General features: G+C 55.3%; 20 protein-coding genes. 4 read left to right on the forward strand and 16 right to left on the reverse strand.

Annotation, left to right across the window (positions count from 1 at the left end; genetic code table 11):
* Positions 1-108: 108 nt before the first annotated feature.
* Complete coding sequence (locus DQX05_RS22155; protein WP_119795639.1) at positions 109-2,286, reverse strand: RelA/SpoT family protein; 2,178 nt, start codon at positions 2,284-2,286, stop codon at positions 109-111.
* 313 nt (positions 2,287-2,599) lie between these two features.
* On the opposite strand from DQX05_RS22155, the gene uraA reads away from it, so the two are divergent.
* The gene (uraA, locus tag DQX05_RS22160; protein ID WP_119795640.1) at positions 2,600-3,868 is read left to right on the forward strand and encodes a uracil permease; all 1,269 of its coding nucleotides are present in this window, start codon (positions 2,600-2,602) and stop codon (positions 3,866-3,868) included.
* 65 nt (positions 3,869-3,933) lie between these two features.
* Here the strand turns inward: uraA and DQX05_RS22165 are convergent, their stop codons facing one another.
* The 6 genes from DQX05_RS22165 to DQX05_RS22190 all read right to left on the reverse strand — a co-directional run bounded on the left by DQX05_RS22165 (position 3,934) and on the right by DQX05_RS22190 (position 10,544).
* Complete coding sequence (locus DQX05_RS22165; RefSeq protein ID WP_119795641.1) at positions 3,934-4,446, reverse strand: adenine phosphoribosyltransferase; 513 nt, start codon at positions 4,444-4,446, stop codon at positions 3,934-3,936.
* Positions 4,436-6,889 carry a single-stranded-DNA-specific exonuclease RecJ gene (recJ, locus tag DQX05_RS22170; RefSeq protein ID WP_119795642.1) on the reverse strand — a complete coding sequence of 818 codons (2,454 nt, stop codon included), beginning with the start codon at positions 6,887-6,889 and terminating at the stop codon, positions 4,436-4,438. The genes DQX05_RS22165 and recJ overlap by 11 nt, the downstream gene beginning before the upstream one ends.
* A 21-nt stretch (positions 6,890-6,910) precedes the next feature.
* Positions 6,911-7,858 (reverse strand): cation diffusion facilitator family transporter, encoded by a 948-nt coding sequence (locus tag DQX05_RS22175; RefSeq protein ID WP_119795643.1) that lies wholly within the window; start codon positions 7,856-7,858, stop codon positions 6,911-6,913.
* Between the two features lie 198 nt (positions 7,859-8,056).
* A complete protein-coding gene (secF, locus tag DQX05_RS22180; protein WP_119795644.1) occupies positions 8,057-8,965 on the reverse strand; it encodes a protein translocase subunit SecF in 909 nt (302 codons plus the stop codon).
* Complete coding sequence (gene secD / locus DQX05_RS22185; RefSeq protein WP_119795645.1) at positions 8,955-10,235, reverse strand: protein translocase subunit SecD; 1,281 nt, start codon at positions 10,233-10,235, stop codon at positions 8,955-8,957. The genes secF and secD overlap by 11 nt, the downstream gene beginning before the upstream one ends.
* Before the next feature lie 96 nt (positions 10,236-10,331).
* Positions 10,332-10,544 carry a post-transcriptional regulator gene (locus DQX05_RS22190; RefSeq protein ID WP_182914874.1) on the reverse strand — a complete coding sequence of 71 codons (213 nt, stop codon included), beginning with the start codon at positions 10,542-10,544 and terminating at the stop codon, positions 10,332-10,334.
* A 240-nt stretch (positions 10,545-10,784) separates the two neighbouring features.
* On the opposite strand from DQX05_RS22190, the gene spoVB reads away from it, so the two are divergent.
* The gene (spoVB, locus tag DQX05_RS22195) at positions 10,785-12,383 is read left to right on the forward strand and encodes a stage V sporulation protein B (protein ID WP_119795647.1); all 1,599 of its coding nucleotides are present in this window, start codon (positions 10,785-10,787) and stop codon (positions 12,381-12,383) included.
* 14 nt (positions 12,384-12,397) lie between these two features.
* Here the strand turns inward: spoVB and DQX05_RS22200 are convergent, their stop codons facing one another.
* Both DQX05_RS22200 and DQX05_RS22205 read right to left on the reverse strand, forming a co-directional pair.
* Complete coding sequence (locus DQX05_RS22200) at positions 12,398-13,225, reverse strand: DUF421 domain-containing protein (RefSeq protein WP_119795648.1); 828 nt, start codon at positions 13,223-13,225, stop codon at positions 12,398-12,400.
* 163 nt (positions 13,226-13,388) lie between these two features.
* On the reverse strand, positions 13,389-14,702 hold the full coding sequence (locus tag DQX05_RS22205; protein ID WP_119795649.1) for an ArsB/NhaD family transporter: 1,314 nt from the start codon (positions 14,700-14,702) through the stop codon (positions 13,389-13,391).
* Between the two features lie 223 nt (positions 14,703-14,925).
* Between DQX05_RS22205 and DQX05_RS22210 the strand changes: the two genes are divergently transcribed.
* Together DQX05_RS22210 and DQX05_RS22215 are read left to right on the forward strand one after the other, a co-directional pair.
* A complete protein-coding gene (locus tag DQX05_RS22210; protein WP_119795650.1) occupies positions 14,926-15,321 on the forward strand; it encodes a TIGR04086 family membrane protein in 396 nt (131 codons plus the stop codon).
* A gap of 114 nt (positions 15,322-15,435) precedes the next feature.
* Positions 15,436-16,296: a phosphatase PAP2 family protein gene (locus DQX05_RS22215; protein ID WP_119795651.1), complete on the forward strand. Its 861-nt coding sequence runs from the start codon at positions 15,436-15,438 to the stop codon at positions 16,294-16,296.
* 81 nt (positions 16,297-16,377) lie between these two features.
* On the opposite strand, the gene yajC is transcribed toward DQX05_RS22215, so the two are convergent.
* The 7 genes from yajC to ruvC form a co-directional block, all read right to left on the reverse strand.
* Positions 16,378-16,698 carry a preprotein translocase subunit YajC gene (gene yajC, locus DQX05_RS22220; protein WP_119795652.1) on the reverse strand — a complete coding sequence of 107 codons (321 nt, stop codon included), beginning with the start codon at positions 16,696-16,698 and terminating at the stop codon, positions 16,378-16,380.
* A 95-nt stretch (positions 16,699-16,793) separates the two neighbouring features.
* Positions 16,794-17,933: a tRNA guanosine(34) transglycosylase Tgt gene (tgt, locus tag DQX05_RS22225; RefSeq protein WP_119795653.1), complete on the reverse strand. Its 1,140-nt coding sequence runs from the start codon at positions 17,931-17,933 to the stop codon at positions 16,794-16,796.
* A gap of 27 nt (positions 17,934-17,960) precedes the next feature.
* A complete protein-coding gene (gene queA, locus DQX05_RS22230; RefSeq protein WP_119795654.1) occupies positions 17,961-18,998 on the reverse strand; it encodes a tRNA preQ1(34) S-adenosylmethionine ribosyltransferase-isomerase QueA in 1,038 nt (345 codons plus the stop codon).
* A 12-nt stretch (positions 18,999-19,010) separates the two neighbouring features.
* Entirely contained in the window at positions 19,011-21,056 is a 2,046-nt protein-coding gene (locus tag DQX05_RS22235) for a SpoIID/LytB domain-containing protein (protein WP_119795655.1), read from the reverse strand.
* 95 nt (positions 21,057-21,151) lie between these two features.
* On the reverse strand, positions 21,152-22,153 hold the full coding sequence (gene ruvB / locus DQX05_RS22240; protein ID WP_087441640.1) for a Holliday junction branch migration DNA helicase RuvB: 1,002 nt from the start codon (positions 22,151-22,153) through the stop codon (positions 21,152-21,154).
* A gap of 15 nt (positions 22,154-22,168) precedes the next feature.
* Positions 22,169-22,789, reverse strand: a complete 621-nt coding sequence (gene ruvA, locus DQX05_RS22245) for a Holliday junction branch migration protein RuvA (protein WP_119795656.1) — start codon at positions 22,787-22,789, stop codon at positions 22,169-22,171.
* Positions 22,786-23,289 (reverse strand): crossover junction endodeoxyribonuclease RuvC, encoded by a 504-nt coding sequence (gene ruvC / locus DQX05_RS22250; RefSeq protein WP_006679765.1) that lies wholly within the window; start codon positions 23,287-23,289, stop codon positions 22,786-22,788. Before ruvC ends, ruvA begins: the two co-directional genes overlap by 4 nt.
* Positions 23,290-23,318: the final 29 nt, after the last annotated feature.

Raw genomic sequence — 23,318 nt, forward strand, 5'->3', positions numbered from 1 at the left:
CTGCAGCAGTTGAACTATCTCTATCCTACAGCCTTAGTTGAAAAATCTTTTTAAATATGTGTTCAAAAAATATGTGTACCTCTTAACATGCCAAAAAGTGCAGCAAGCTCATTGCATGATCCGCTGCACCGTATACACGTCCTTCACACGTTTAATCTTCTCGACCACCGAATGGAGATGGTCGGTATTCCGGATGAGAATCGTCATATGAATCATCGCCAGCCGATTGCGATCCGAACGTCCCGAGACGGCGGCGATATTCGTCTTGCTCTCGGAGACGGCCTGCAGAACCTCGTTGAGGAAGCCTCTCCGATCCATGCCGGTAATCTCGATGTCGACACTGTAATTCGCCTCTGAGGAATCGCCCCATTGCACATCGATAATCCGTTCCGCCTCTTCCCCGTCGATCGTCGTCGGGATGTTCAGGCAGTCGGCCCGGTGGATTGAGACGCCTCGTCCGCGGGTGACATACCCGACGATCTCGTCGCCAGGCACCGGATTGCAGCAGCGGGCGAAGCGAACAAGCAGATTGTCGATGCCTTCGACCTTGACGCCATGGGCGGGCCGGGATTTGCGCTCCGGCTCCTTCTTGACTTCCTTGACCTCGTGGGTCAATTCGATCTGGTTGGCCTCTTCCGTTTCCTTGCGCAGCTTTTCAGTCAAGCGGGTCACGATCTGGGAGGCGGTAATGCCGCCGAAGCCGATCGCGGACATCATGTCATCGATATCGTTGAAGGTGAATTTCTTCGCGACCTCGACCAGCTTGTCGTCTGTCATCCAAGCCGACGGCTCCAGTCCGAGCCGTTTCAATTCCCGTTCGATGCCATCGCGGCCCTTTTGAACGTTCTCTTCCCGCTTCTCTTTTTTGAACCACTGTTTGATCTTGGAGCGGGCATGCGACGACTGCGCAATTTTGACCCAGTCCGCGCTTGGCCCATAAGAATGCTTCGACGTCAAAATCTCGACGATATCGCCGGTCCTCAACTGATGATCGAGCGGCACAATACGGCCGTTCACCTTCGCCCCGATCGTCCGGTTCCCGACCTCCGTATGGATGCGGTACGCGAAATCAAGCGGCACTGAGCCGGCCGGAAGCTCGATGACTTCTCCTTTGGGCGTGAATACAAATACCAAATCCGAGAAAAAATCCATTTTGAGCGATTCGACGAATTCCTGCGCGTCGTTCGTCTCCTGCTGCAAATCGAGAATTTCGCGGAGGAACGTCATCTTCTCTTCAAAGCTGCCCGAGTTGGCTCCGCCCTCTTTGTAAGCCCAGTGCGCCGCAATCCCGTACTCGGCCGTACGGTGCATCTCCCAGGTCCGAATCTGCACCTCGGTCGGTTCCCCCGTCGGACCGATAACGGTCGTATGGAGCGACTGGTACATATTCGTCTTCGGCATCGCGATATAGTCCTTGAACCGGCCCGGCATCGGCTTCCAGAGCGTGTGGATAATGCCGAGGGTGGCATAGCAGTCTTTGATATTGTCAACAATGATGCGAATCGCCAGCAGATCGTAGATTTCATTGAACTGCTTGCTTCTGGCCGTCATTTTTTTGTAGACGCTGTATATATGCTTCGGTCGGCCGGACAGATCGGCGATGATGCCCATCTCCTCCAGCTTCTCCTGAATGCGCGCGATCACGCCGGCGATATACTCCTCCCGCTCGGCGCGCTTCTTGTGCATGAGGTTGGCAATGCGGTAATACTGCTGCGGATTCAAATAGCGAAGCGCAATGTCTTCCATCTCCCACTTGATGGCCGAGATTCCGAGCCGGTGGGCAATGGGAGAGAAAATTTCCAATGTCTCGTAGGCGATGCGCCGTTGACTCTCTTCCGATTGGTACTTCAGCGTTCGCATATTGTGAAGCCGGTCCGCCAGCTTGATGACGATAACGCGGATATCATTGGCCATGGCCACGAACATTTTCCGGTAATTCTCGTTCTGCTGCTCTTCCTTGGACCGGAACTGAATCCGCTCGAGCTTCGTTAATCCATCGACCAGCATCGCGCATGTGTTTCCGAATTTGGTGCGCACTTCCTCCAGAGAGACGGACGTGTCCTCCACTACATCGTGCAGCAGCGCAGCTACGACGGAAGTCGGATCCATCTGCATGCCCACTACGATGTCGGCGACAGCCAGAGGGTGCAGTATATAGGGTTCACCGGATTTCCGGACCTGCCCCGAATGAGCCTGCTCCGCGAACAGATACGCTTCGCGCACCCGATCCAGATCCGATTCTTTCATATACGCCGAGGCCTTATCTAATAATTGCTCGATGCCCATTGGAGTCGTTTCGGTTCCTTTCTTCAGTCGGGGAGCCTATCCGCCAGACTATAGATTTATATCCTTTAATTATGCCTTTATTCGGTGTCTCCCGTCAATGGTCTCCCTAGGCTCCCTCGATCGAGCCTGTCTTTTTTTGTCGAAAAACAGGGTTTTCATTCGAAAAAACACGATTTTTCTGACATTTTATTGCCTCATCAGAAAAATGTTGTTGAAAAATAGGCTGGATAGCATGTAAATTATATAGTTGGGTCTAAGGGATACTATCCAGAAATGGATTATGACAATTTCATATTAAAGGAGTGCATTCGACTTGCAACGCGAAATTCAAGTGCATGAAAAACCGGCTTTCGGGCCCGGACTGCTGCTAAGCATCCAACACATGTTCGCCATGTTCGGATCGAACGTGCTGGTGCCGAACCTGTTCCACGTCGATCCGGGCATCGTACTGCTCATGAACGGATTGGGCACCATCTTCTATCTTGTGCTGTGCCGGGGGCTCATCCCAGCCTTTCTCGGATCGAGCTTTGCGTTCATTTCTCCGGTTACGGTCGTTCTCACCGGCAATGGCGGCAGCTATGCCCAAGCGCTGTCCGGCTTCATCGTATGCGGGCTTATCTTCGTGGCGGTCGCGCTTATCGTGAAGTGGGTCGGCACTCGCTGGCTGGATGTGCTCTTCCCGCCGGCCGCCATGGGAGCCATCGTCGCGGTCATCGGCCTTGAGCTGGTTCCGGTCGCCGCCGGAATGTCGGGATTTATTCCATCCGATCCGGGAGCCGCTCTCGATACGACTGCTATTACGCTGGCCTGCGTCACGCTCGGCGTGACCGTGCTCGGCAATGTGCTCTTCCGTGGGTTCTTCAAAATTATTCCTGTTCTAATCGGTATCATTACCGGTTATGCCGTCGCTTACTTCATGGGCGTCGTCAGCATGGATCCGGTCCGGGAGGCCGCCCTGTTCAAAGCGCCGACATTCACGTTCCCTGAATTCAACTGGACGGCCATCGCCATTATCGTGCCAGCGGCACTGGTCGTCGTCGTGGAACATATCGGCCATCTGATGGTAACTAGCAATATTGTAGGCAACGATCTGTCGAAAAATCCGGGGCTTCACCGCTCCCTGCTCGGCAACGGGGTCTCGACCATTTTCTCTGGCTTCTTCGGCTCCACGCCGAACACGACGTACGGGGAGAACATCGGCGTCATGGCACTGACACGCGTCTATTCCGTATATGTGATCGGCGGCGCGGCGGTCATTGCCATTATCATGTCCTTCTTCGGCAAAGTCTCGGCCCTTATCGCCAACATCCCGGTTCCCGTCATGGGCGGCGTATCCTTGCTGTTGTTCGGGGTTATTGCGGCATCCGGCCTGCGGGTGCTGGTCGATGCCAAGGTCGACTACGGCAAGCCGAAAAATCTGCTGCTGACGACGCTGATCATCGTCATTGGCATCAGCGGCGCCACCTTGAAGCTGGGCGCTGTTGAATTGAAGGGAATGGCGCTGGCCACGGTGCTCGGCCTCGTGCTCAATCTGTTCTTCATCATCATCGACAAGCTGGGCTTGTCCAACGAGCAAGCCTGATGCATGCAAGAAACCCCCTGGAACGGGCGTCAGCCCGGTTCAGGGGGTTTTTGACATTCAGCCTATTAGTACGTCATCAGGGAACGCACGTCAATATCCGGCAGCTTGGCGCGTCCGTTCAGATCGCTCAGTTCGATGAGGAACAACGCCCCGACCACTTCTCCGCCCAGTTGGCGAACCAGATTGACGGCTGTGGAGATCGTGCCTCCGGTTGCCAGCAGGTCGTCGGCAATCAACACCTTCTGGCCAGGCTTGATTGCATCCTTGTGCATAGCCAGCTTGTCGCTGCCGTATTCCAGCGCATAGCCCGCTTCAATCGTCTCGCCCGGCAGCTTGCCGCTCTTGCGAATCGGGACGAATCCGGCCCCGATCGCCAAGGCGAGCGGAGCGCCCACGACGAACCCGCGCGCCTCCGGACCGGCAATCAAATCAATTTGTTTATCCTCGACCATCTGCTTCATTGCGGCGATCGCCGCCTGGTAAGCGGAACCGTCCTTCAGCAGCGTCGTAATATCTTTGAAGCTGATTCCCGGCTGAGGAAAATCGGGGATGACCCGAATATACGATTTAAAATCCATCTGAACTCCTCCTAAGTAATGAAACATCGCGTTCTTCGTCCCAGCAGGACCACAGCCATGCCGCGAACGCCTCTGTCGCTGGCTCATACCAGCGCTGCTCCCAGGCTGCTGCGCTTGCCCAGTCCTGGTAACGTTGGGAAGCTTCCAACGAGGTCTTCGCCGGCTGTGCCGCCATTTCGAATGTCGTTGTATGTTTATGATGAGTGCAAGATAAAAATTGCAGCTCCTGGAACATATCGAGCAGCAGCATGAATTCCCGCAGGGACAAGCTGACGCGCTTGGCCAGCAACCGCATCGGCTCGGGTTCATTGGTCCATGTATGTACCCGTCTCAATTCAGCATAAGCCCGCTTGATTCGATCGCGCGTCGGCATATGAAGCCGTCCCCCGATCGGTTCGCGCGGCAGCACGACATGCAGCCGTTCCATATGGCGAAGCTGGCGCGTTAACCGCCTCATCTCCTGCTCTGATGGCGGCATCCCGAACAACACCATCTCGCGAACGCGCTCCGACATCGCAGCAATGAACGGCTCGTCTTCACGCCATGCGCCCGGAACGACGACCGGTCCTTCCTCCTCGTCGCTGTACAGCCACGCGAAGGATTCCGCGGCATGCACGCCCGCCTGCTCGCGGGTCGTAACGAGCACGTTGGCGCCGTCACCATCCTGCTCCAATATGCGCGCCAGCTGCACTGCCGTCTCCCAAGCATCCGGGATCCCCCGCAAATCGAACAGCTGCCGCTCCTGGATGCGGATATCCTGCATAAATAACTGCGGCCTGCGCCGGCCGTTCCATTCATTGACGGACAACTCTCCCAGCACATCCGCCTTCACGTCACTCGTAATCCTTCGGGCCAAGCCCCCCCGGTGAAAAGCTACCGCATCCAATGTAGCACGGTCTTGGCTCAACATCAACTTCAAATGTTGGCCTTCCTTGCCCATCGTCCGGATCTCGCGCACCCGCGCGTTGCGGATGACGATCCGGGGGCTCGGATTGCCCATGCCGAACGGGGCCAATTGCTCCAGCTGGTCGATTACTTCCAGCGGAATCTCATTCAAGCCGCATTCCGCGTCCACTTCGACGCAAGGAACGAAGTGCTCCTTTGTCAGTATGCCCTCGGCAATCTCTTGCAAGCGCCGCTCAAGCTCCGCAAGCTTGTCTGCCTGAATCGTCATGCCTGCCGCGGCCTGATGCCCGCCATAATGCTCGAACAGCTCGCCGCACGATTGCATCGCCTCGTACAGATCGAAGCCCGGGATCGAGCGGGCCGACCCTTTGCACAAGCCGGTCTCGCCGTCGATTCCCAGCACGAAGGTCGGACGGTAATATTTTTCGAGGAGTTTGGAAGCGACGATGCCGATGACACCGACGTTCCACCCCTCCGCAGCCAATACGATGACTTGGGGAGGCTCGCCCGTATCCTCCATCTTCTCCACCAGTTGGGCTTCCGCTTCCTTGACGATGCCGTCAACGATTTTCTGCCGTTCCTTATTCAACCGGTCGAGCTCCCATGCGAACGCCTCGGCCGCCGCGTCGTCTTCCGCCGTCAGCAGCTGAACCGCGATGTCGGCATGATCGAGCCGCCCGCTGGCATTGATTCGCGGAGCCATCGAGAAGGCAATATGGGTCGAGGTCACTTCCTTCGGATCAATGCTGCATACTTGAAGCAGCGCCCGAATCCCGGCATAGCGGGAACACTTCATCCGCTGGAGGGCCGCACGCACGAGAATGCGGTTCTCATCCAGCAGCGGCATCAGATCGGCGACAGTGCCGATCGCAGCCAGCTCCAGCCACTCCTCGGGAATCCGTCCGAGCAGCGCATGCGCCAGCTTGAAGGCTACGCCGACACCGGCCAGCCCTTTGAACGGATAAGGGCAATAAGGCAGCTTCGGATTGACCAGGGCGCAGGCGTCTGGAAGCTGCTCCGGAGGCTCATGGTGATCGGTCACCACGATGTCGATTCCGAGCTCGCGGGCATAGGCGATTTCGTCCACTGCGCTTATTCCGGTATCGACCGTCACGACGAGAGTGACGCCGCAAGCCTGCGCAGCTTCCAGCGCAGCCTTGTTCAGCCCGTACCCTTCGTTGGCCCGGTGCGGGATATAATAGTCGAAATCCGCCTCCAGGTGACGCATCAAATAAATCATAAGCGATGTGCTCGAGACTCCGTCCGCATCGTAATCGCCATAAATGCGAATGCGCTCGCGGTTCGCAAGCGCTGTCCGGATCCGGGCCACCGCGTCTTCCATTCCTGCCAATAAATATGGATCATGCATCTCATCAATATCCGCATGCAAAAACCGGTGCGCCTGCTCTGCGTCTGCAATCCCCCGTACGGCTAGCATACGGGCGACCAGCTTCGAGACCCGTGCTTCCTGGGCCAATTGCTCGATACCGGTATCCGGCACGTCAGAGCAGATCCACCGGGAGCGTGGATGAAGCATCCTCCCACTCCTTTAACATTCTCATTGCAGCAGCGTAGGCTCTCTCCCGTCATTCTGCGGAATCCGGTACGGATTACCGGTATCGAACGGGTTCACATGGACACACACGTCTGCCACATGCAAAAAACGCTGCATTAAATGATTTTTGACCCGCTTCGCAATCGCATGGCCATCAGCCACCGATATGCGGGGATTTACACTGATTTTAACATCGACAATAACATAATGGCCATGCTCCCGCGCCCGCAGATTGTCGACGGTAATGACGCCGTTGACGGACTGTACGGCCCGGATGAGCGGATTCGCTTCTTTATCATGAAGAACATGGTCCATCGTCGAGCGAATCGCTTCCTTCACCAATCTGGTTCCCATATGCAGCACCAGTAGCGCGACGATAAATCCGGCTGCCGGATCCAGATACAGCAGCCATTCGATATGATACATCCCGCCGAGCATCGCGGCTCCCACCCCGATCAGCGCGGCGATGGAGGAATAGACATCAGAACGATGCTCCCATGCATTCGCAATCAGAGCTTGCGACGATAAGCGCTTGCCCAGCCGGAACTTGTACTGGAACATCGCTTCCTTCACCACGATAGACATCATAATTGCGGCGAGAGCGTACCATTTCGGGATGTTCACCCGCCCTTGCCATACCGACTTCACTGCGGAGACGGCAAGCTCAAGCCCGACGACGAGCAGCAGCGCCGAGACGATAATGGCGGCGATGGACACCGCTTTGCCGTGTCCATACGGATGATCCTTGTCCGGAGGGCGCTTCGCTGCCTTCAAGCCGATAAGGACGGCGCCGGAGCTCGCCACATCCGAGGCGGAATGCCAAGCGTCCGCAATGAGCGCTTGGCTGCCCGCACAGAAGCCGGCGATCCCTTTGAGCAGGGCGAGCAGCAGGTTGCCGATAATGCCCAGCCATCCCCCTGCCTCGGCCCTTGCAAACCGATCGGTCATCATGTCGCAACCCTCGCAATCAATTTTTCAATTCCTACTGTGGACTTCGACTTCGCAAGAATCTGTTCTTGCTTGCAACATCAAAGCCGCGTCAGCAACCTGACGCGGCTTCAACGTTATGCTTGCGCCGCAGTATGCGGCAAGGAAGCCAAGCCGGGACTCGCTCCATTGCCGCCGCATCCTTCGGCTTGAAGTTGGCGGTTACGCCTGCTTCGGCTTCGCCGGAGATTTGGACTTGCTCTTCTCCTTGTTCTTCAATACGACCCACAGCGGGCTCGCGATGAAAATGGAGGAATAAGCCCCGAATGCCAAGCCGACCAGAATAGCCAGCGAGAACATGCGAATCGACTCGCTCCCGAAAATAAACAGACAGAGGGCCGCCAGGAGAACCGTCAATACTGTATTGATGGACCGGGTCAGCGTCTGATAAATACTGTCGTTCACGAGATGGGACAACTCATGAATATTTTTGATCTTGGCAAATCTCATATTCTCGCGAATTCGGTCAAAGATAACGATCGTATCGTTGATGGAATACCCGATGATGGTCAGCACCGCGATAATGAACGGCAGATTGACCTCGAGCCGGAATATCGAGAAAATGCTGATTACCATGAACGCATCATGCAGCAAGGCGACGACCGCCGAGATGGCGAAGCGCCATTCGAAGCGGATGCTGATATAAAGGATGATGCCGAGGCTCGCAATCAGGACCGCGAGCAGGGCATTGCGCTGCAGCTCGCGCGCAATCTCAACATCGACCGTACTGATATCGAACGAAGCGCCCTCATCCAGCTTTTTGAAGTCAGCCTTGAACTGGTTCTCCATCTGCTCAGTCAGCACTTCCGTGAATCGGATCGTCATCCGGTCGCTGCCGATCGTAATGGTCGGCTCCTTCTTCAATTGGTACGGCTCAAGCATCTGCTCGACATGGGCTTTCTCCACCGGCTTCGTGAGCGTTACGTCCACGCTCGTCCCCGAGCTGAAGTCTACCCCGTAGTTCAAACCGAGGACGCCAAGCGAGATCGCGCCGACAATCGTAATAATAATTGAGAAAATAAAGAAAAATTTGCTTGAATGAACAAAGTTGAATGTTCCTTTAAAGCGCACGGATTTCACTCTCCTTCACGCCGAAGTACCCCGGTTTGGTGAGCACATTCGCTTTGACCAGCGCGTGCAGCATGATGCGGGAGAGGAACACGTTCGTCAAAATACTGACGATAACGGTCATCATCAGGATGAGCGCGAAGCCTTTGACTTGGCTCTCACCCAAAATGTACATGACGACGCCGGCAATAATTGTTGTAATGTTCGCGTCCATAATCGTCCGGAACGAGTTCTTGGAGCCTGCCTTCATCGCGGACTTGATCGACTTGCCGCTGCGCAGTTCCTCCTTAATCCGTTCATACGTAATAATATTCGCGTCGACGGCCATGCTGAGACCCAGGATGAAGGCCGCAATGCCAGGCAGCGTCAGCGTAATCTCGGACAACCAGAATACAAGCAGCAGAACCCATGTGAACAAAATCAACGAGAAGCTGGCAATGACGCCTGGCAGCCGGTAGATGACAAGCATAAATAACAGAATCAGCGCCGTGCCGATAATTCCGGCCTTCACTGTCTGCTCCAGCGACATCTTGCCAAGCGTAGCCGTAACGGTCTGCGAGTACTTCTCAGTCAGCTTGAGCGGCAAGGAGCCGAGATTGATCGTATCCTTCAGCTCGTTCGCTTCTTCCTTCGTCCGCTGGCCGGTAATCGTCGCTTCCCCGCCTGGAATCTCATAATTGACGGACGGGTCGGAGATGAGGGTGTCATCCATGAAAATCGCCAGATGGTTGCGCGCTTTGGTCGGATCCGGATCGTACAGACCGGCGAGTCGTTTCGTAATTTCGGCGAATTTGCTTGCATCCTTCAGCTTAATCGCTACGATTGGACGCTGCAGCTCGTCAAATACGACGCTCGCTCCGCCCTCGACGAAGTCCGTTCCTTGCAGTTCAATCTTGCAGTAATCGGAGGCGTCTTCACAGCCTTCAGAGCTCCGGAATGTAAGAACAGCCGGTTCTTTCAGCTTCTTCCGCACCTCTTCCTCGTTCTGAACATCCGCGATCTTGACGCGGATCCGGTCCGTACCTTCGATCGTAATCTCCGGTTCGCTCGTACCGGTTGCATTAATCCGTTTATCCAGACTTTTGGCGGTCTGTTTAAGCGCATCGTTAGTCACTTTCCCGCCCGATTCCAGCGGAGAGGCTTGGTATAAAATCTCGAAGCCGCCCTTGAGATCGAGTCCGAGACGTATGCTGTTGACGATCGAAGGGCTAGTCCAGACAATGACACCTAGCGATACGACAACGATGAGCAGAAATGCTAACACCCTTTTCATATCGTCCCTATTCCCCTTTCATATTCAATATTCCTATTATATCGACCGTCATTTTTCGAGTCAATTTTTGAGATCATGGCATAAAAAAATCTCGCCTTATATAAAGGGAGACCCGCGATAAGCCGCCATCGTCATAAAGTTCATGAACTGCGTTGCTTTCAAAGACAAAATATCATTGACGACCTGATGCATGGCCGGTTCAGCGTCTTCTTTTTTATACTTGGCGCTGACGCACTCCCATACATCCTCCCCCGTTACCTGCTCGTAACCGAGCAGCCTTAGTTCTTCCGCCTTGCTCTCACAGCACATTTCGATCGCCTCGAGTCGCTCCTGTTCCGTGCATGGCTCAGACACGCCGCTCACTCCTTTCCATGTCTATCTATATATTCGCGCTCCTTCACGCAATTCCTGCTTCACGTCCCATAGCAATCATTGCCTCTCCTGACCTTCCGCTTCCATTCGTACAAGCCAATCGTCATGGATTGGGGACAACCGCATATTTATGATTATATCAGGACAAGTCCGCAGGGGAAGAGGGATGATCGGAACGTGAAGAAGCAGTCATTTATTCAGGGAACGCTGATTTTATTGGCCGCAGGCATTGTGAATCGCATACTCGGGTTCATTCCGCGCGTTACTCTTCCGCGCATCATCGGGGCGGAGGGGGTAGGAATCTACCAGCTCGGCTACCCCTTCCTGCTCGTCATCCTTACGCTGATTACAGGCGGTGTTCCGCTCGCCGTAGCGAAGCTGATCGCCGAGGCGGACTCTGTCGGGGATCATGCCCGCGTGCGACGCATTTTATCCGTCGCCATGAAGCTGACCGTCAGTGCGGGCATCGTCTTCTCTGCCGCGTGTCTCGTGCTCGCGCCATGGATTACAACCCGCGTTCTGACGGATAGCCGGGTGTACTATACGTTTCTCGTCATGACGCCTATCATCGTCATGGTCGCTATCTCCGCGGTGCTGCGCGGCTACTTCCAAGGCATGCAAAATATGGTGCCGACCGCCGTCTCCCAAGTGACCGAGACGCTCATCCGCATCATCGCCGTCATCGGCTTCGCCTATCTGTTCCTTCCTTACGGGTTGGAATGGGCGGCGGCGGGCGCCATGGTTGGCGTCGTCGTGGGCGAGCTCGGTGGGCTGCTCGTCCTCGTCTTCCTGATGCGGTCCGCGCGCAAGCAGAAGGAGAGCGGCGCAGCGGACGGATGTCCGGCTTCACCACAGCCGCCAGAGCACGGGGCTTCTCACCAGGTAGCACCCCGCTTGCTCCGCATTGCGTTACCTGTAACGGGAGGCAAGCTTATCGGCTCGCTGTCCTACCTGCTGGAGTCGATTGCGATCGCCCGCAGCCTGGCGGCGGCCGGTGTTCTCACCGCGATCGCGACGGCGCAGTACGGCGCTCTGCAGGGCATGATTATCCCGATATTGATGCTGCCCGGGGCGTTGACTTACTCGTTGGCTGTCTCTCTCGTGCCTTCGTTATCCGAAGCGCTCGGCCGCAATGACATGAGCACGATTCACAAGCGGATACATCAGGCGCTACGGCTGGCGCTCGTATGCGGCGCGCCTTTTGCCGTCATTATGTTCGTGCTCGCGCTACCGCTCTGCGTCCTGCTCTATAACGATGCCAGCGTCGCTCCCATGCTGCGGTGGATGGCCCCGATTGCGGTCTTCATCTACTTGCAGGCGCCGCTTCAAGCTGCACTGCAGGCTCTTGAACGCCCGGGAACCGCCCTCGTGAATACATTCATCGGAGCCGTCCTGAAGCTTCTGCTCATTATTCAGTTGGCTTCACAGCCTCAATTGGGCATTTATGGAGCCATTATCGCGATATGCATCAATATTGTGTTGGTCACGCTCCTCCATGCGGTGAGCGTCATCCGTCATCTTGATCTGAAGATTCCGTGGTTCGACTTCATCAAGGTGGGATCGGCCATGGTGATTATGGCAGGCTGCATTCAGGCGGTCTATGTGCGCGCGCCGCTTCCGGAAGGCTACGGTCTGCTCCGCTTCATCGCGGGGGGGATGGCGGGGGGTATTGTCTATCTTCTGCTGCTCATTATTATGGGCCTTATCGACCGCGATGATGTGACACGGCTTCCTCTGCTCCGGCAATGGCTGCCTGCGAAGCCGCATCGCAAATAATCATCCGGTTGTTCCTACTTCTGCTTCCGATCAACGTATAAGTGCCCCCGATGATCGATAGAACAGAAAAAAACGTCTTTAAATTCGGTGATACCTTTCAGATTAAGCTGATTTTTCAACCAGAACCGCGTCTTATTGATGGTCGACAAATTATTATCCTGCACCTTGCCATCCATAATAAGCGGGAGCGGCAGTGTCGTGAAATGGTAACGCTCCGGCTTGCGTAGGGCGGGGCGTTTTTTCTTCGCCTTCTTCCGGCCGCCCGACGAGGAGGCCGAGTTGGCGGGGGTAAGCGGACCGGGACCTTTCGTGTCTCCGGTATAATCTTCCTCCAGGATCCCGCCCGATTGTTGCGCGCCGTTCTGCTTCTCCTGGGCAGGAGAGGTATCCAAATTCTCCTTCAGGAACACGGTCAGCTTGCCGTTCGCCTCCAATATCGCATAGTGAACGTCACCCATATTGTCCACGCCCTGCTCGCGGAGCTGCTGCATCAAGTCATCCAGATTGTACCGCTGCCGGCCCATCTCCGTGCGGTCAAGCTTGCCGTTCTTGATAATAATGCTTGGCTTCCCATCAAACAAATGCCTTATCCATTGGCTTTTCAAAGCTATGTAAGCCACGCTGATCTGAATGATAATCAGAACGATGATCGGGACAAGCCCTTGCCATAGCGGCTTCTTGCTGTCTTCGATGACAAATACGGCAATCTCCGCAATCATAATGGAGATAACGACATCGAATACGGACAGCTTGCCAATCTCCCTTTTGCCCATCAGACGAAGCACGGCGAAGACAACAACATACATCAGTACCGTGCGCAATACGAGAGTCCACAGTTCCATTAGCAACGCCTCCCGGAGCCATTTTCGGTGTGCCAGTATGTGTATTCTGGCCCCGGGCTTCGAGAGGCATGCAGCTTTTTCTTATCGAAATGTTCCCATCCTGTATCTTACAGGACGATTAGGCGCTGTTCCAACCTGCTTGTGGCTCTGGCTCAGCGAACGGTTACAGAATAAACAGGAAAATGTAGGCGGTTGAAATCGCCAGCGCCAGCAGCGTCAACGGAGCTCCGATTTTGAGAAAATCCATATACCCGAAGCCATGTCCCTCGCGCTGCGCCATCCCTGCCACGATCACGTTCGCCGATGCGCCGATCAAGGTACCGTTGCCCCCCAGGCAAGCGCCCAGCGCCAGTGACCACCAGAGCGGATTCAATTGGTTCGGATCCGTAATGCCCATCTGAGTTCCGACATCCTGCAGGAGCGGAATCATCGTCGCCACAAAAGGGATATTGTCAATCGTCGCGGATGCGATGCCCGAGCCCCAGAGCACGAACATGGCTGTTCGCGTCATATCGCCGTTCGTAACGCTCAACATCCATTGGGCCAATTGCTTGATGATGCCGGCTTCGATCAGTCCTCCGACGAGAATGAACAGGCCGATGAAGAACAAGATGGTTATCCATTCCACCCGATGCAGCGCTTCTTCCAGCTCCTCTTCTCCCTTCAGTCCGATCAGCATCAGCAGCGTGGCACCTGCCATCGCGATGACCGCCGGCTCTACATGAATGGCCGAGTGAAGCACGAAGCCCAAGATCGTCAAGACGAGGATCGTGACCGATTTCTTCAAGAGCCGCTTGTCGGAAATATACGATTCCGCCGACAGCTGCATCAGGGCATCGCGCTGGCTCTCCGTAACCTTCAACTGATTCCGGTAGATTAGAACGAGAACGGCAAGCAGGACGGCCATGATGACAGCGATGACCGGCGTCAAATAAATCAAGAACATATTAAAGGTCAAATGCGGGTTCGCAGACCCGATCATAATATTCGGCGGATCGCCGATCAATGTCGCGGTACCGCCCACATTCGACGCGATCACTTCCGTAATCAAAAAAGGAACCGGATTGATATTGAGCATACGAGTAATGGAAAACGTAATCGGCACGACCAGAAGCACGGTCGTCACATTATCTAGAAAAGCCGAACCGACCGCCGTTAAGGACGCCAAAATCACCAGAATCCGAAGCGGCCTGCCTTTTGTTCGCTGCGCGGCCTTGACGGCTGCATATTGAAAGATGCCGCTCTTGTTCGTAATCCCGACCAGTATCATCATCCCGACGAGCAGGAAAATCGTGTTCCATTCGATAAACTCGGTGAACGCGCGGTGCACATCTACGATTTGCAGCACAAGCATCGCCACGGCTCCAAGCAGCGCGATAATGGCCCGGTTAATCTTTTCTGAAATGATGATGGCATACGTCACCAAAAAGACGATTACCGCAATCGTGACCTGCCATGTCGACACATCCTGTCCCATGTCATTCCATCCCTCTCTGCGGAATAGCTTCAATATTCGGATCCTCGCATCACACATGACGGATTCGATATATTTTGCTCACACATTATAACGCCGGTCACTATTTTTCGTCTACGCCTTGTACTATTTCTATCGGCTCGCCCATACGATCTGTACTACACGATATATTTTGTCCCAGCCATGCTGGGGGACGATTATTCAAGCCGAAAGGAGAATCCCAATCATGAATGCATTGCAGCGTGTATCTCAATGGAAACCGAATCACCCCATTTTGGCCGGCATCGTCAATTCATTTATATGGATGGCCATGGGAGCCTTGGCCTTATCCGTGCTGCTCTACTCCAGTTCTGCTAATGAGGATAAGACACTCAGCTATATTTATCTTGTCCATATCATCGCTCTTTTTATCGGGGGCTGGACGGCAGGACGGCGCAGCGGGCGGAGAGGCTGGTACTATGGCGGTCTGACCGGGTTTTGCTACGCCATGCTCGTCCTCATTATCGGCTTTCTTGCCATGGATGCCGGAATCAGCTTGCAGAAGCTTGTTCTCGTTGTCGCGGCATGCGCCTGTGGCGCGCTCGGCGGCATATTCGGCGTCAATATGAGCCGCAACAAATAAGCAACCGGATCGGCAGCAAGAAATGGTCGCTTGGGTGCGTATGTTCCCCCTGCTCTTTATGGTATACTATATGAATTAAATAACCGTTTACCGGAAATATATAGGGGGATATTTGTGGTTTTATTTCACTCCATGCAGACGGTCACGTTATGGACTATCGGGGTCGTTATCCTGCTGCTATGGTTCGGATCAGGCAAGCAGCCGCTGGCAGTCGTCGCTGCATTTTACAAGGCTTTGCGGCATTCCCGCTCTTTCTTATTCGCTTTTATCGGCCTTATTCTTATCCTGCTCGTGAATAACTTTGAGCTGACCGTTGAGAAAGCGCTGGCCATCAACTGGGATTTTACTTCCCATATTCATCAGCTGGAAGGGCAATTCGTACACAGCATTCAGAAGCTGTTCCATCATCCGCTTCTTACTCAGGCCGTCGCCTTTTTTTATATTGTTGTCTTCCAGTCGCTCATTGTCGGATCGATCGCCATCTATATCGCGAAGGATAATCTTCGCATGGCGCGGGCGGTATGCTATGCGGTCATCATCAATTATGCGGTAGCCATCCCGTTCTATCTGTTCTTCCCGGTGAACGAAGTATGGTCTTACCCGCCGGCTGCGGTAGAGTTCCGTATGCTCGACGTGTTTCCGTCCTTCGAAGAGAACTATCGGCAACTATCCGGATTGGATAACTGCTTCCCTAGCCTGCATACGTCGATATCCGTGACGGTTGCGCTGCTCGCCTCGCAATCCGGTAACCGCCGTTGGGCGATCTTCACCTCGATCAGCGCCCTCATCGTCATCTTCTCGATCTTCTACCTCGGCATCCATTGGCTGACGGATATGATCGCGGGAACGATACTGGCAATCACGGCTTCATGGCTCGGCATGAAATGGGCCGGGGTCCAGGCTTCGTGGAATACGGAGCTGTCCAAGCGCAGCGGCAAAGCTTACACCAAATCGTATCCGGATTCGAAAATCTGAAAGGGAACAAAAAAGCGATGTCTCTGAAGAGACATCGCTTTATTCATACTAATGATGAGTGTTCTGTAAAAGGCGACTAGACTATGATGACGCGCTTGCGGCTTCCTCGCTGTTGACCACCGTGCTAATCGCATTGCGGTCAAATGTCATCTTCGTCACATCATTGACACGCAGAACGACGATGTCCTCGGTAATCTCCATAATCGTGCCATGAAGGCCGCCAATCGTCACGATTTTGTCCCCTTTTTTCAACTGGCTCAGCATCGAATTACGCTGCTTCTGCTTCTTCTGCTGCGGTCGGATCAACAGGAAATAGAACACCGCAAACATCGCTACGAATGGCAGCAGCATCGTTAACAACCCGCCGCCAGCGCCAGTATCAGCTGCTCCGGCTAAAAACATGGACAATCCCCCTTTCTCCAAATGGTTAACCTATGTATGGACTCCTCCTGCCAATGCCGTTGTCTATATGCGCGCACTCAGCCATCGGCAGTCCATTAAAAGCCGCTCTCGTTGCGATCCATTCCGTAAGCTTCAAAAAATTCGTCCCGGAAGTCACGCAAACGATCTTCGCGAATGGCTTCACGAACTTGACGCATCAGATTCAATAGGAAGTATAAATTGTGATACGTCGTCAGGCGCAAGCCAAACGTCTCATCCGCCTTAATCAAATGGCGGAGATACGCACGCGAATAATTGCGGCACGTATAACAATCGCAGTTCGGATCAAGCGGTCCGAAATCCCTTGTGAACTTGGCATTCCGCACGACGAGACGGCCTTGGCTCGTCATCGTTGTCCCGTTGCGCGCGATACGGGTAGGCAGGACGCAATCGAACATATCGATTCCGCGCATCGATCCTTCCACCAATGCATCCGGCGATCCGACTCCCATCAAGTATCGCGGCTTGCTGTCAGGCAAGAGGGGCACCGTCGTCTCCAACACCTCATACATCAATGGCTTCGACTCGCCCACACTGAGTCCTCCAATAGCATACCCCGGGAAATCCATCGAAGTCAAATCCTTGGCGCTCTGTATGCGGAGATCTTCATACATTCCGCCCTGAACGATAGCGAACAGCGCTTGATCATGCGGTCTCGCATGACTATTCAGGCATCGTTCCGCCCAGCGGGTCGTCCGCTCCAGCGAATGCTTGACGTAGCTGTGCTCGGCAGGATAAGGAGCGCATTCGTCGAACGCCATCATAATGTCGGAACCGAGCGCATTCTGAATCTCCATTGCTTTCTCGGGAGAGATGAACAGCTTGTCTCCGTTCAGATGAGAACGGAAATGCACGCCTTCCTCTTCAATGCTGCGCATCTCGCTCAAGCTGAACACTTGGAAGCCGCCGCTGTCCGTCAATATCGCACGGTCCCAGTTCATGAATTTATGCAATCCGCCCGCTTCCCGCACGATCTCATGTCCCGGCCGCAGAAACAGATGGTACGTATTGCTCAAAATAATCTTCGCGTGCATCTCCTTCAATTCTTCCGGGCTCATCGTCTTGACCGTCGCCTGCGTGCCGACCGGCATGAAGGTTGGCGTCTCGAACGAACCGTGCGGCGTATGGACGATGCCCAGGCGCGAGCCGGTCTGCTTGCATGTTTTAATCAATTCATACGTTACTGCTGCTGCCATCGAATCATCATCCTTGTCGTAAGTAGGTTAGTCATCTGCGAAGATGAACATCGCATCGCCGAAGCTGAAGAAACGGTAGTCTTGTTCTATCGCTTCCCGGTAAGCCGCCATAATATGCTCCCGGCCGGCGAAGGCGCTGACGAGCATTACCAAGGTTGACTTGGGCAGATGGAAGTTCGTCAGCAGCGAGTCGACAAGACGGAATTCATATCCCGGGTAAATAAAGATATCCGTCCAGCCCGAGCACTTCGTCACCGGCTCTGCCCCATAGCGGCCGGCTACGGTCTCCAGCGTCCGGCACGAAGTAGTACCGACCGCGATAATTCGGCCGCCCGAGCGTCTCGTGTCGTTAATGAGCGCGGCTGTCTCTTCGGACATCTCGTAATATTCGGCATGCATCACATGCTCCTCGACCACATCCGCGGACATCGGCCGGAATGTGCCCAGACCGACATGAAGCGTGATCATGGCGATGCGAACCCCTGTGGCCCGAATATGCTCCAGGATGCTGTTCGTAAAATGAAGACCGGCTGTCGGAGCCGCCGCCGAGCCTTCGTGCTTCGCGTATACTGTCTGATACCGCTCCCGGTCATCCAACTGCTCCTTAATGTACGGGGGAAGCGGCATCTCCCCCAAGCGATCGAGAATCTCATTGAAGATGCCCGCGTACTCGAAGCGGATGAGCCGTGCGCCCATCTCGCGCTCCTCGATGACGGTCCCTGTAAGCTCGTCCCCGAAGCGGACGCTTGCTCCCTTCTTCAGCCGCTTGGCCGGCTTGGCCAGCACTTCCCACATATCATCCTGCTCCTGCTTCAGCAGCAGCACCTCGACATGCCCGCCAGTATCCGGCTTGACCCCGAACAGGCGGGCCGGGATGACCCTCGTATCGTTCAGGACGAGCAGATCGCCCGGCTTCAAGTATTCAATAATATCGGGAAAAGTTCGATGCTCCATTTCCCCGGTCCGCCGATTCATTGCCAGCAGGCGCGATGCCGTTCGATCCGGCAGCGGTGTCTGGGCAATGAGGCGTTCCGGCAAATGAAAATCAAATAAATTTACATCCATGTTATTTATGCCCTACCGTTTCACTAAATCTACGTTTTTATAGTAGTATTTCAAGATTCCTTCGTAGTCATACCCTTGGTCGGCCAGACCCTTAGCGCCCCATTGCGACATGCCGACGCCATGGCCGTTGCCGCGTCCGACGAACAGGAAGGTAGGCTCCTTCGGCAGCACTTCCGCCTTGCCCTTGCCATCCACGCCAACCACAGCGGCGGTTCCGGCCGGCACGATATCGAACAGCGTGCTCGGCAAGCCGCCGAACGCGCTCCGGAAGTTGTCCGGGTAGCTAACTCCAACAGGAACGCCGTTCGCCTCGACCTTGGTCACGCGCCCGGAAGGTCCGCGCTCGGTAATCTCCAGGCTCGTTACCGGACCGGACAGCTCCGTCTTGGTCCGCTCCTTGAGCCAGGCCGTAATCTGGGAAGAAGTATAAGGCCCGCGGATCCAATTCATCTCGGTTGATTCCGGCACCGTGTCAATGACGGTCATCTCCGTCCCTTGGTTCACCTTGGCTACGGGAGCGACATTCGATTGGATAGCCGGGATCGGCCTTACGTTGGTTCCGTCCTCAATCGCGGTAACCTGCTCGAAGCCCGCTTCATTATTGCGGTTGACCGGACGAACGACATCTTCCCGCACATAACCCCTCTTCCCGTCCGGAAGGATGACCTGGAACCATGATTTTTTGCCTTCGAGCACCCCTTCGTCGGGGCTGTCCACGACCTGGAAGTAGCCATAGTCTCCACCCCAGATCTCGCTCGGATCGGCGGTCTTCCCTCCGGCATTGGAGTGGAAGATGGCTTCGATCAGCTTCCCATCCTGCATGAGCACTTCCCCTGCCGTCGCTTCCACGGCTTTGCGGATATTGTCATGCTCCTTCTCTACGCCGAAGTAGGCCTGGCTTAACGTCGTATCCACCACATTGGCAATCTCGAACTTGTCGTTCTGGTAGAGCGCGAACGTCCGGGCAGCGACCGCCTGAGCCTTCAGCGCATCCTCCGGCCATTCGGCGTACACCTCGCCGCCCACGACAGATACCAAGTATTGCTCCAGCGGAACCTCATTGACGAGCGCCAGCTTATCTTTGTGCAGACTGATCTCCATATCCCCGCGATAGGCCCGGCCATAACGCTCCGTTACCTGGATCGTGTTTGGTGTGCTCGTCGACACCATCCATTTCGCGTCCCCGTTCACGCGGTAATGCGTGATCGTCTTGCCTTCGCCGGCTTCCTTCATATGTATCAGCGCGCCTTCCCCCTGCGCAGTTACGGCAGTCAAGGAGGTGCGGGCTATTTTCTGCTTCGTGTCGCCCAGATCGGCTGCCGAGGCCGCTTGCCCGGCCCATACCGCTACCCGGCTCTTCCCTTTGTCCACCATCGTAACGAGGTAGGCGTCGATATCGGCATCCAGCAGCGTCTTCAGCGCCGGTGCCGCCTCTTTCTCGGACGAATAGGTCCCTGCCTGCAAGTAATTCGGCCCGGCTAATGTGGGCTTATAGCCCTGCACCAGCTTCATCAAGGCTTGATCGTCCTTCAGGCGATCAAGCGCCTGCCCGGCCGCCTTGTGGGTCGGGTAGCTGCCCGCATAGACCGCATAGAATGTCGCCCCGCGACGGCTGAATTCAACCATAACAGCAGTGTTGTTCGCCTCCGCCTGCTTCTGCACCGCCAGAGCGGCCGCCTTGTTCTTCGATTCATACAGCTTGATTTTGTAATCATCCGCACTGAAGCGGATCGTCCCATCTGCCGTCAACGCTCTGGACGTTCCGGCCCCGCTGGCTCCGATCTGAAGCCCGACGGTCGAATTCAGGGTCACCTGAGGCGTCTGGCCTGGTGAACGGCTGCCCAAATCGGCAAATAATGCGACACGAATCGGTTCGGATACGCTCTGCTCCGGTGATTGGGCTCCGGCCTTGGCTGCTTGTCCGTTATCTGCAAAGGCTATAACCGGCGCCGCAGGGAAGCCCCCTGCAGGCAGCATTGCGGCTCCCCCGATCAGCAGCGTGCCTGCTATGGCGCCAGTGACGGTTCTTCGAATCACATTCCGGTAGGTGGTAGTCATACTCTTCTGTTCCCCTTCCTGCTAGTCGAGTCTTGTAGATGTCGTGCAAAAATTCCGCTTGGGCAAACAAGCGTAAAAGCGATGTTCGATTGAATTTATTTCTCTGGAATGGGCAATCCTAGATGGTGATAAGCCTGATGGGTAACCATGCGACCTCGGGGTGTCCGCTGCAGAAATCCGATCTGCAGCAGATATGGTTCATATACATCTTCGATCGTCTGGCTCTCCTCTCCGATGGTCGCGGCAATCGTATCCAGTCCGACCGGACCGCCGCGGAAATGGGAGATCATCGCTTGAAGCATCTTGTGATCGATCGCGTCGAGGCCAAGGGCATCGACCTGGATCAAGCGCAGCGCTTCCCCTGCCAATACGGGCGTAATAATCCCGTCGCCGCGCACTTGAGCGAAGTCGCGTACCCGCTTCAAGAGCCGGTTCGCAATCCGCGGAGTGCCCCGCGAGCGGATCGCGATCTCGTCGCTGGCGTCGCCAGTAATCTGGACGTCCAAAATATCGGCCGCCCGGCTCACGATGAAGCTGAGCTCGTCCTTGCTGTAATACTCCAGCCGGCTGACGACGCCGAAGCGATCGCGAAGCGGCGCCGAGAGCAGGCCTGCCCGCGTCGTCGCCCCGATAAGGGTGAAGCTGGGCAGATCGAGGCGAACAGAGCGCGCGCTCGGGCCTTTGCCGATAATGATGTCCAGCGCGAAATCCTCCATCGCCGGATACAGCACTTCCTCCACCGTCCGGTGAAGCCGGTGGATCTCATCGATGAACAACACATCGCCTTCCTGCAGATTGGTCAGCAAGGCCGCCAAGTCGCCCGGCCGTTCGATGGCCGGGCCGGAAGTCGTGCGGATGTTGACGCCCATCTCATTGGCGATAATGTTGGACAGTGTCGTCTTCCCCAATCCGGGCGGACCGTACAGCAGCACGTGATCGAGCGCTTCCTTGCGCATTTTGGCCGCTTCGATGAATATTTTGAGATTGTCCTTCACCTGGTTCTGCCCTATGTATTCAGACAAATAACGCGGACGCAGGCTCAACTCGACCGCCTGATCCTCCATCATATAATTGGCTGAAATGATGCGTTCTTCCATCTGTACCGCCTCTCCTTACCCTGTAAACAGCAATTGCAGCGCCTTCTTCATGAGCGAGTCGATCGTCTCGTCCGCATGGACGCGATGCTGGAGATCGTTCCAGACCCGATCCAGCTCGACATCCCTGTAGCCAAGCGCCTTCAGCGCTTCGCGGGCTTCACCCCACACGCCGTCTTCCCGATCATCCTCGATCATCTGCACTTCTGAGAACAGCGATCCCGGATCCATGTCCCAGCCCATGCCGTCCAGCTTATCCTTCAAATCAAGCACAATGCGCTGAGCCGTCTTCTTCCCGATTCCGGGCAGCTTCGTCAGGAACGAATAGTTCTCCTGCTGAATCGCCGCCACGACCGAATCCGGCTTCCCTGCGCTCAAAATGCCGAGCGCGACCTTCGGCCCGACACCGCTGACTTCAATCAGGCGGCGGAACAGCTTCTGCTCCTGCCGCGACGCGAATCCGAACAGCAGAATCGCGTCTTCCCGCACATGATGGTGCGTATATACGGTTACGGCCGCTTCCGACTTCGCAAACGCGTACGGGTTCGGCGTATATATGCGATATCCGATCCCTTGAACATCCAATACGACATAATCGGCTTCCAAATGGACCACCGGTCCGCGAACAAAATCAATCATGGACGCAATACTCCGTTCAATTTGTCATGTAATCCGCTGGAATGCGCATGGCATAGCGCCACGGCCAAGGCGTCCGCCACATCATCCGGCTTCGGTATCGCCTTCAGCTTCAGCAGCAGCCGCACCATTTCCTGCACCTGTCTCTTCTCGGCGTTGCCGTAACCGACAACCGCCTGCTTCACCTGCATCGGGGTGTACTCCCCGATCGGAATACCCCGCTTCGCTGCCGCGAGAATGACGACGCCGCGGGCTTGTCCTACGCTGAACGCATTCGTGACGTTGCGGTTGAAGAACAACTTCTCTATCGCCATCGCGTCCGGCTTATAGCGATCCAGCAATTCCTCTGCCGCTTCGAACACTTGAAGCAGCCGGATCTCCGGAGCAGTGGCCGAATCGGTCTGAATGCAGCCATATTGCACGGGAATGACCTTGTTGCCGATTTTGTCCACAAATCCGAAGCCTACAATGGCAATGCCCGGGTCAATTCCTAATATTCGCAAAAAAAATCTCTCCCTAACAATTCCGTGTA

The organism is Paenibacillus thiaminolyticus (genome assembly GCF_003591545.1).
Lineage (GTDB): Bacteria > Bacillota > Bacilli > Paenibacillales > Paenibacillaceae > Paenibacillus_B > Paenibacillus_B thiaminolyticus_A.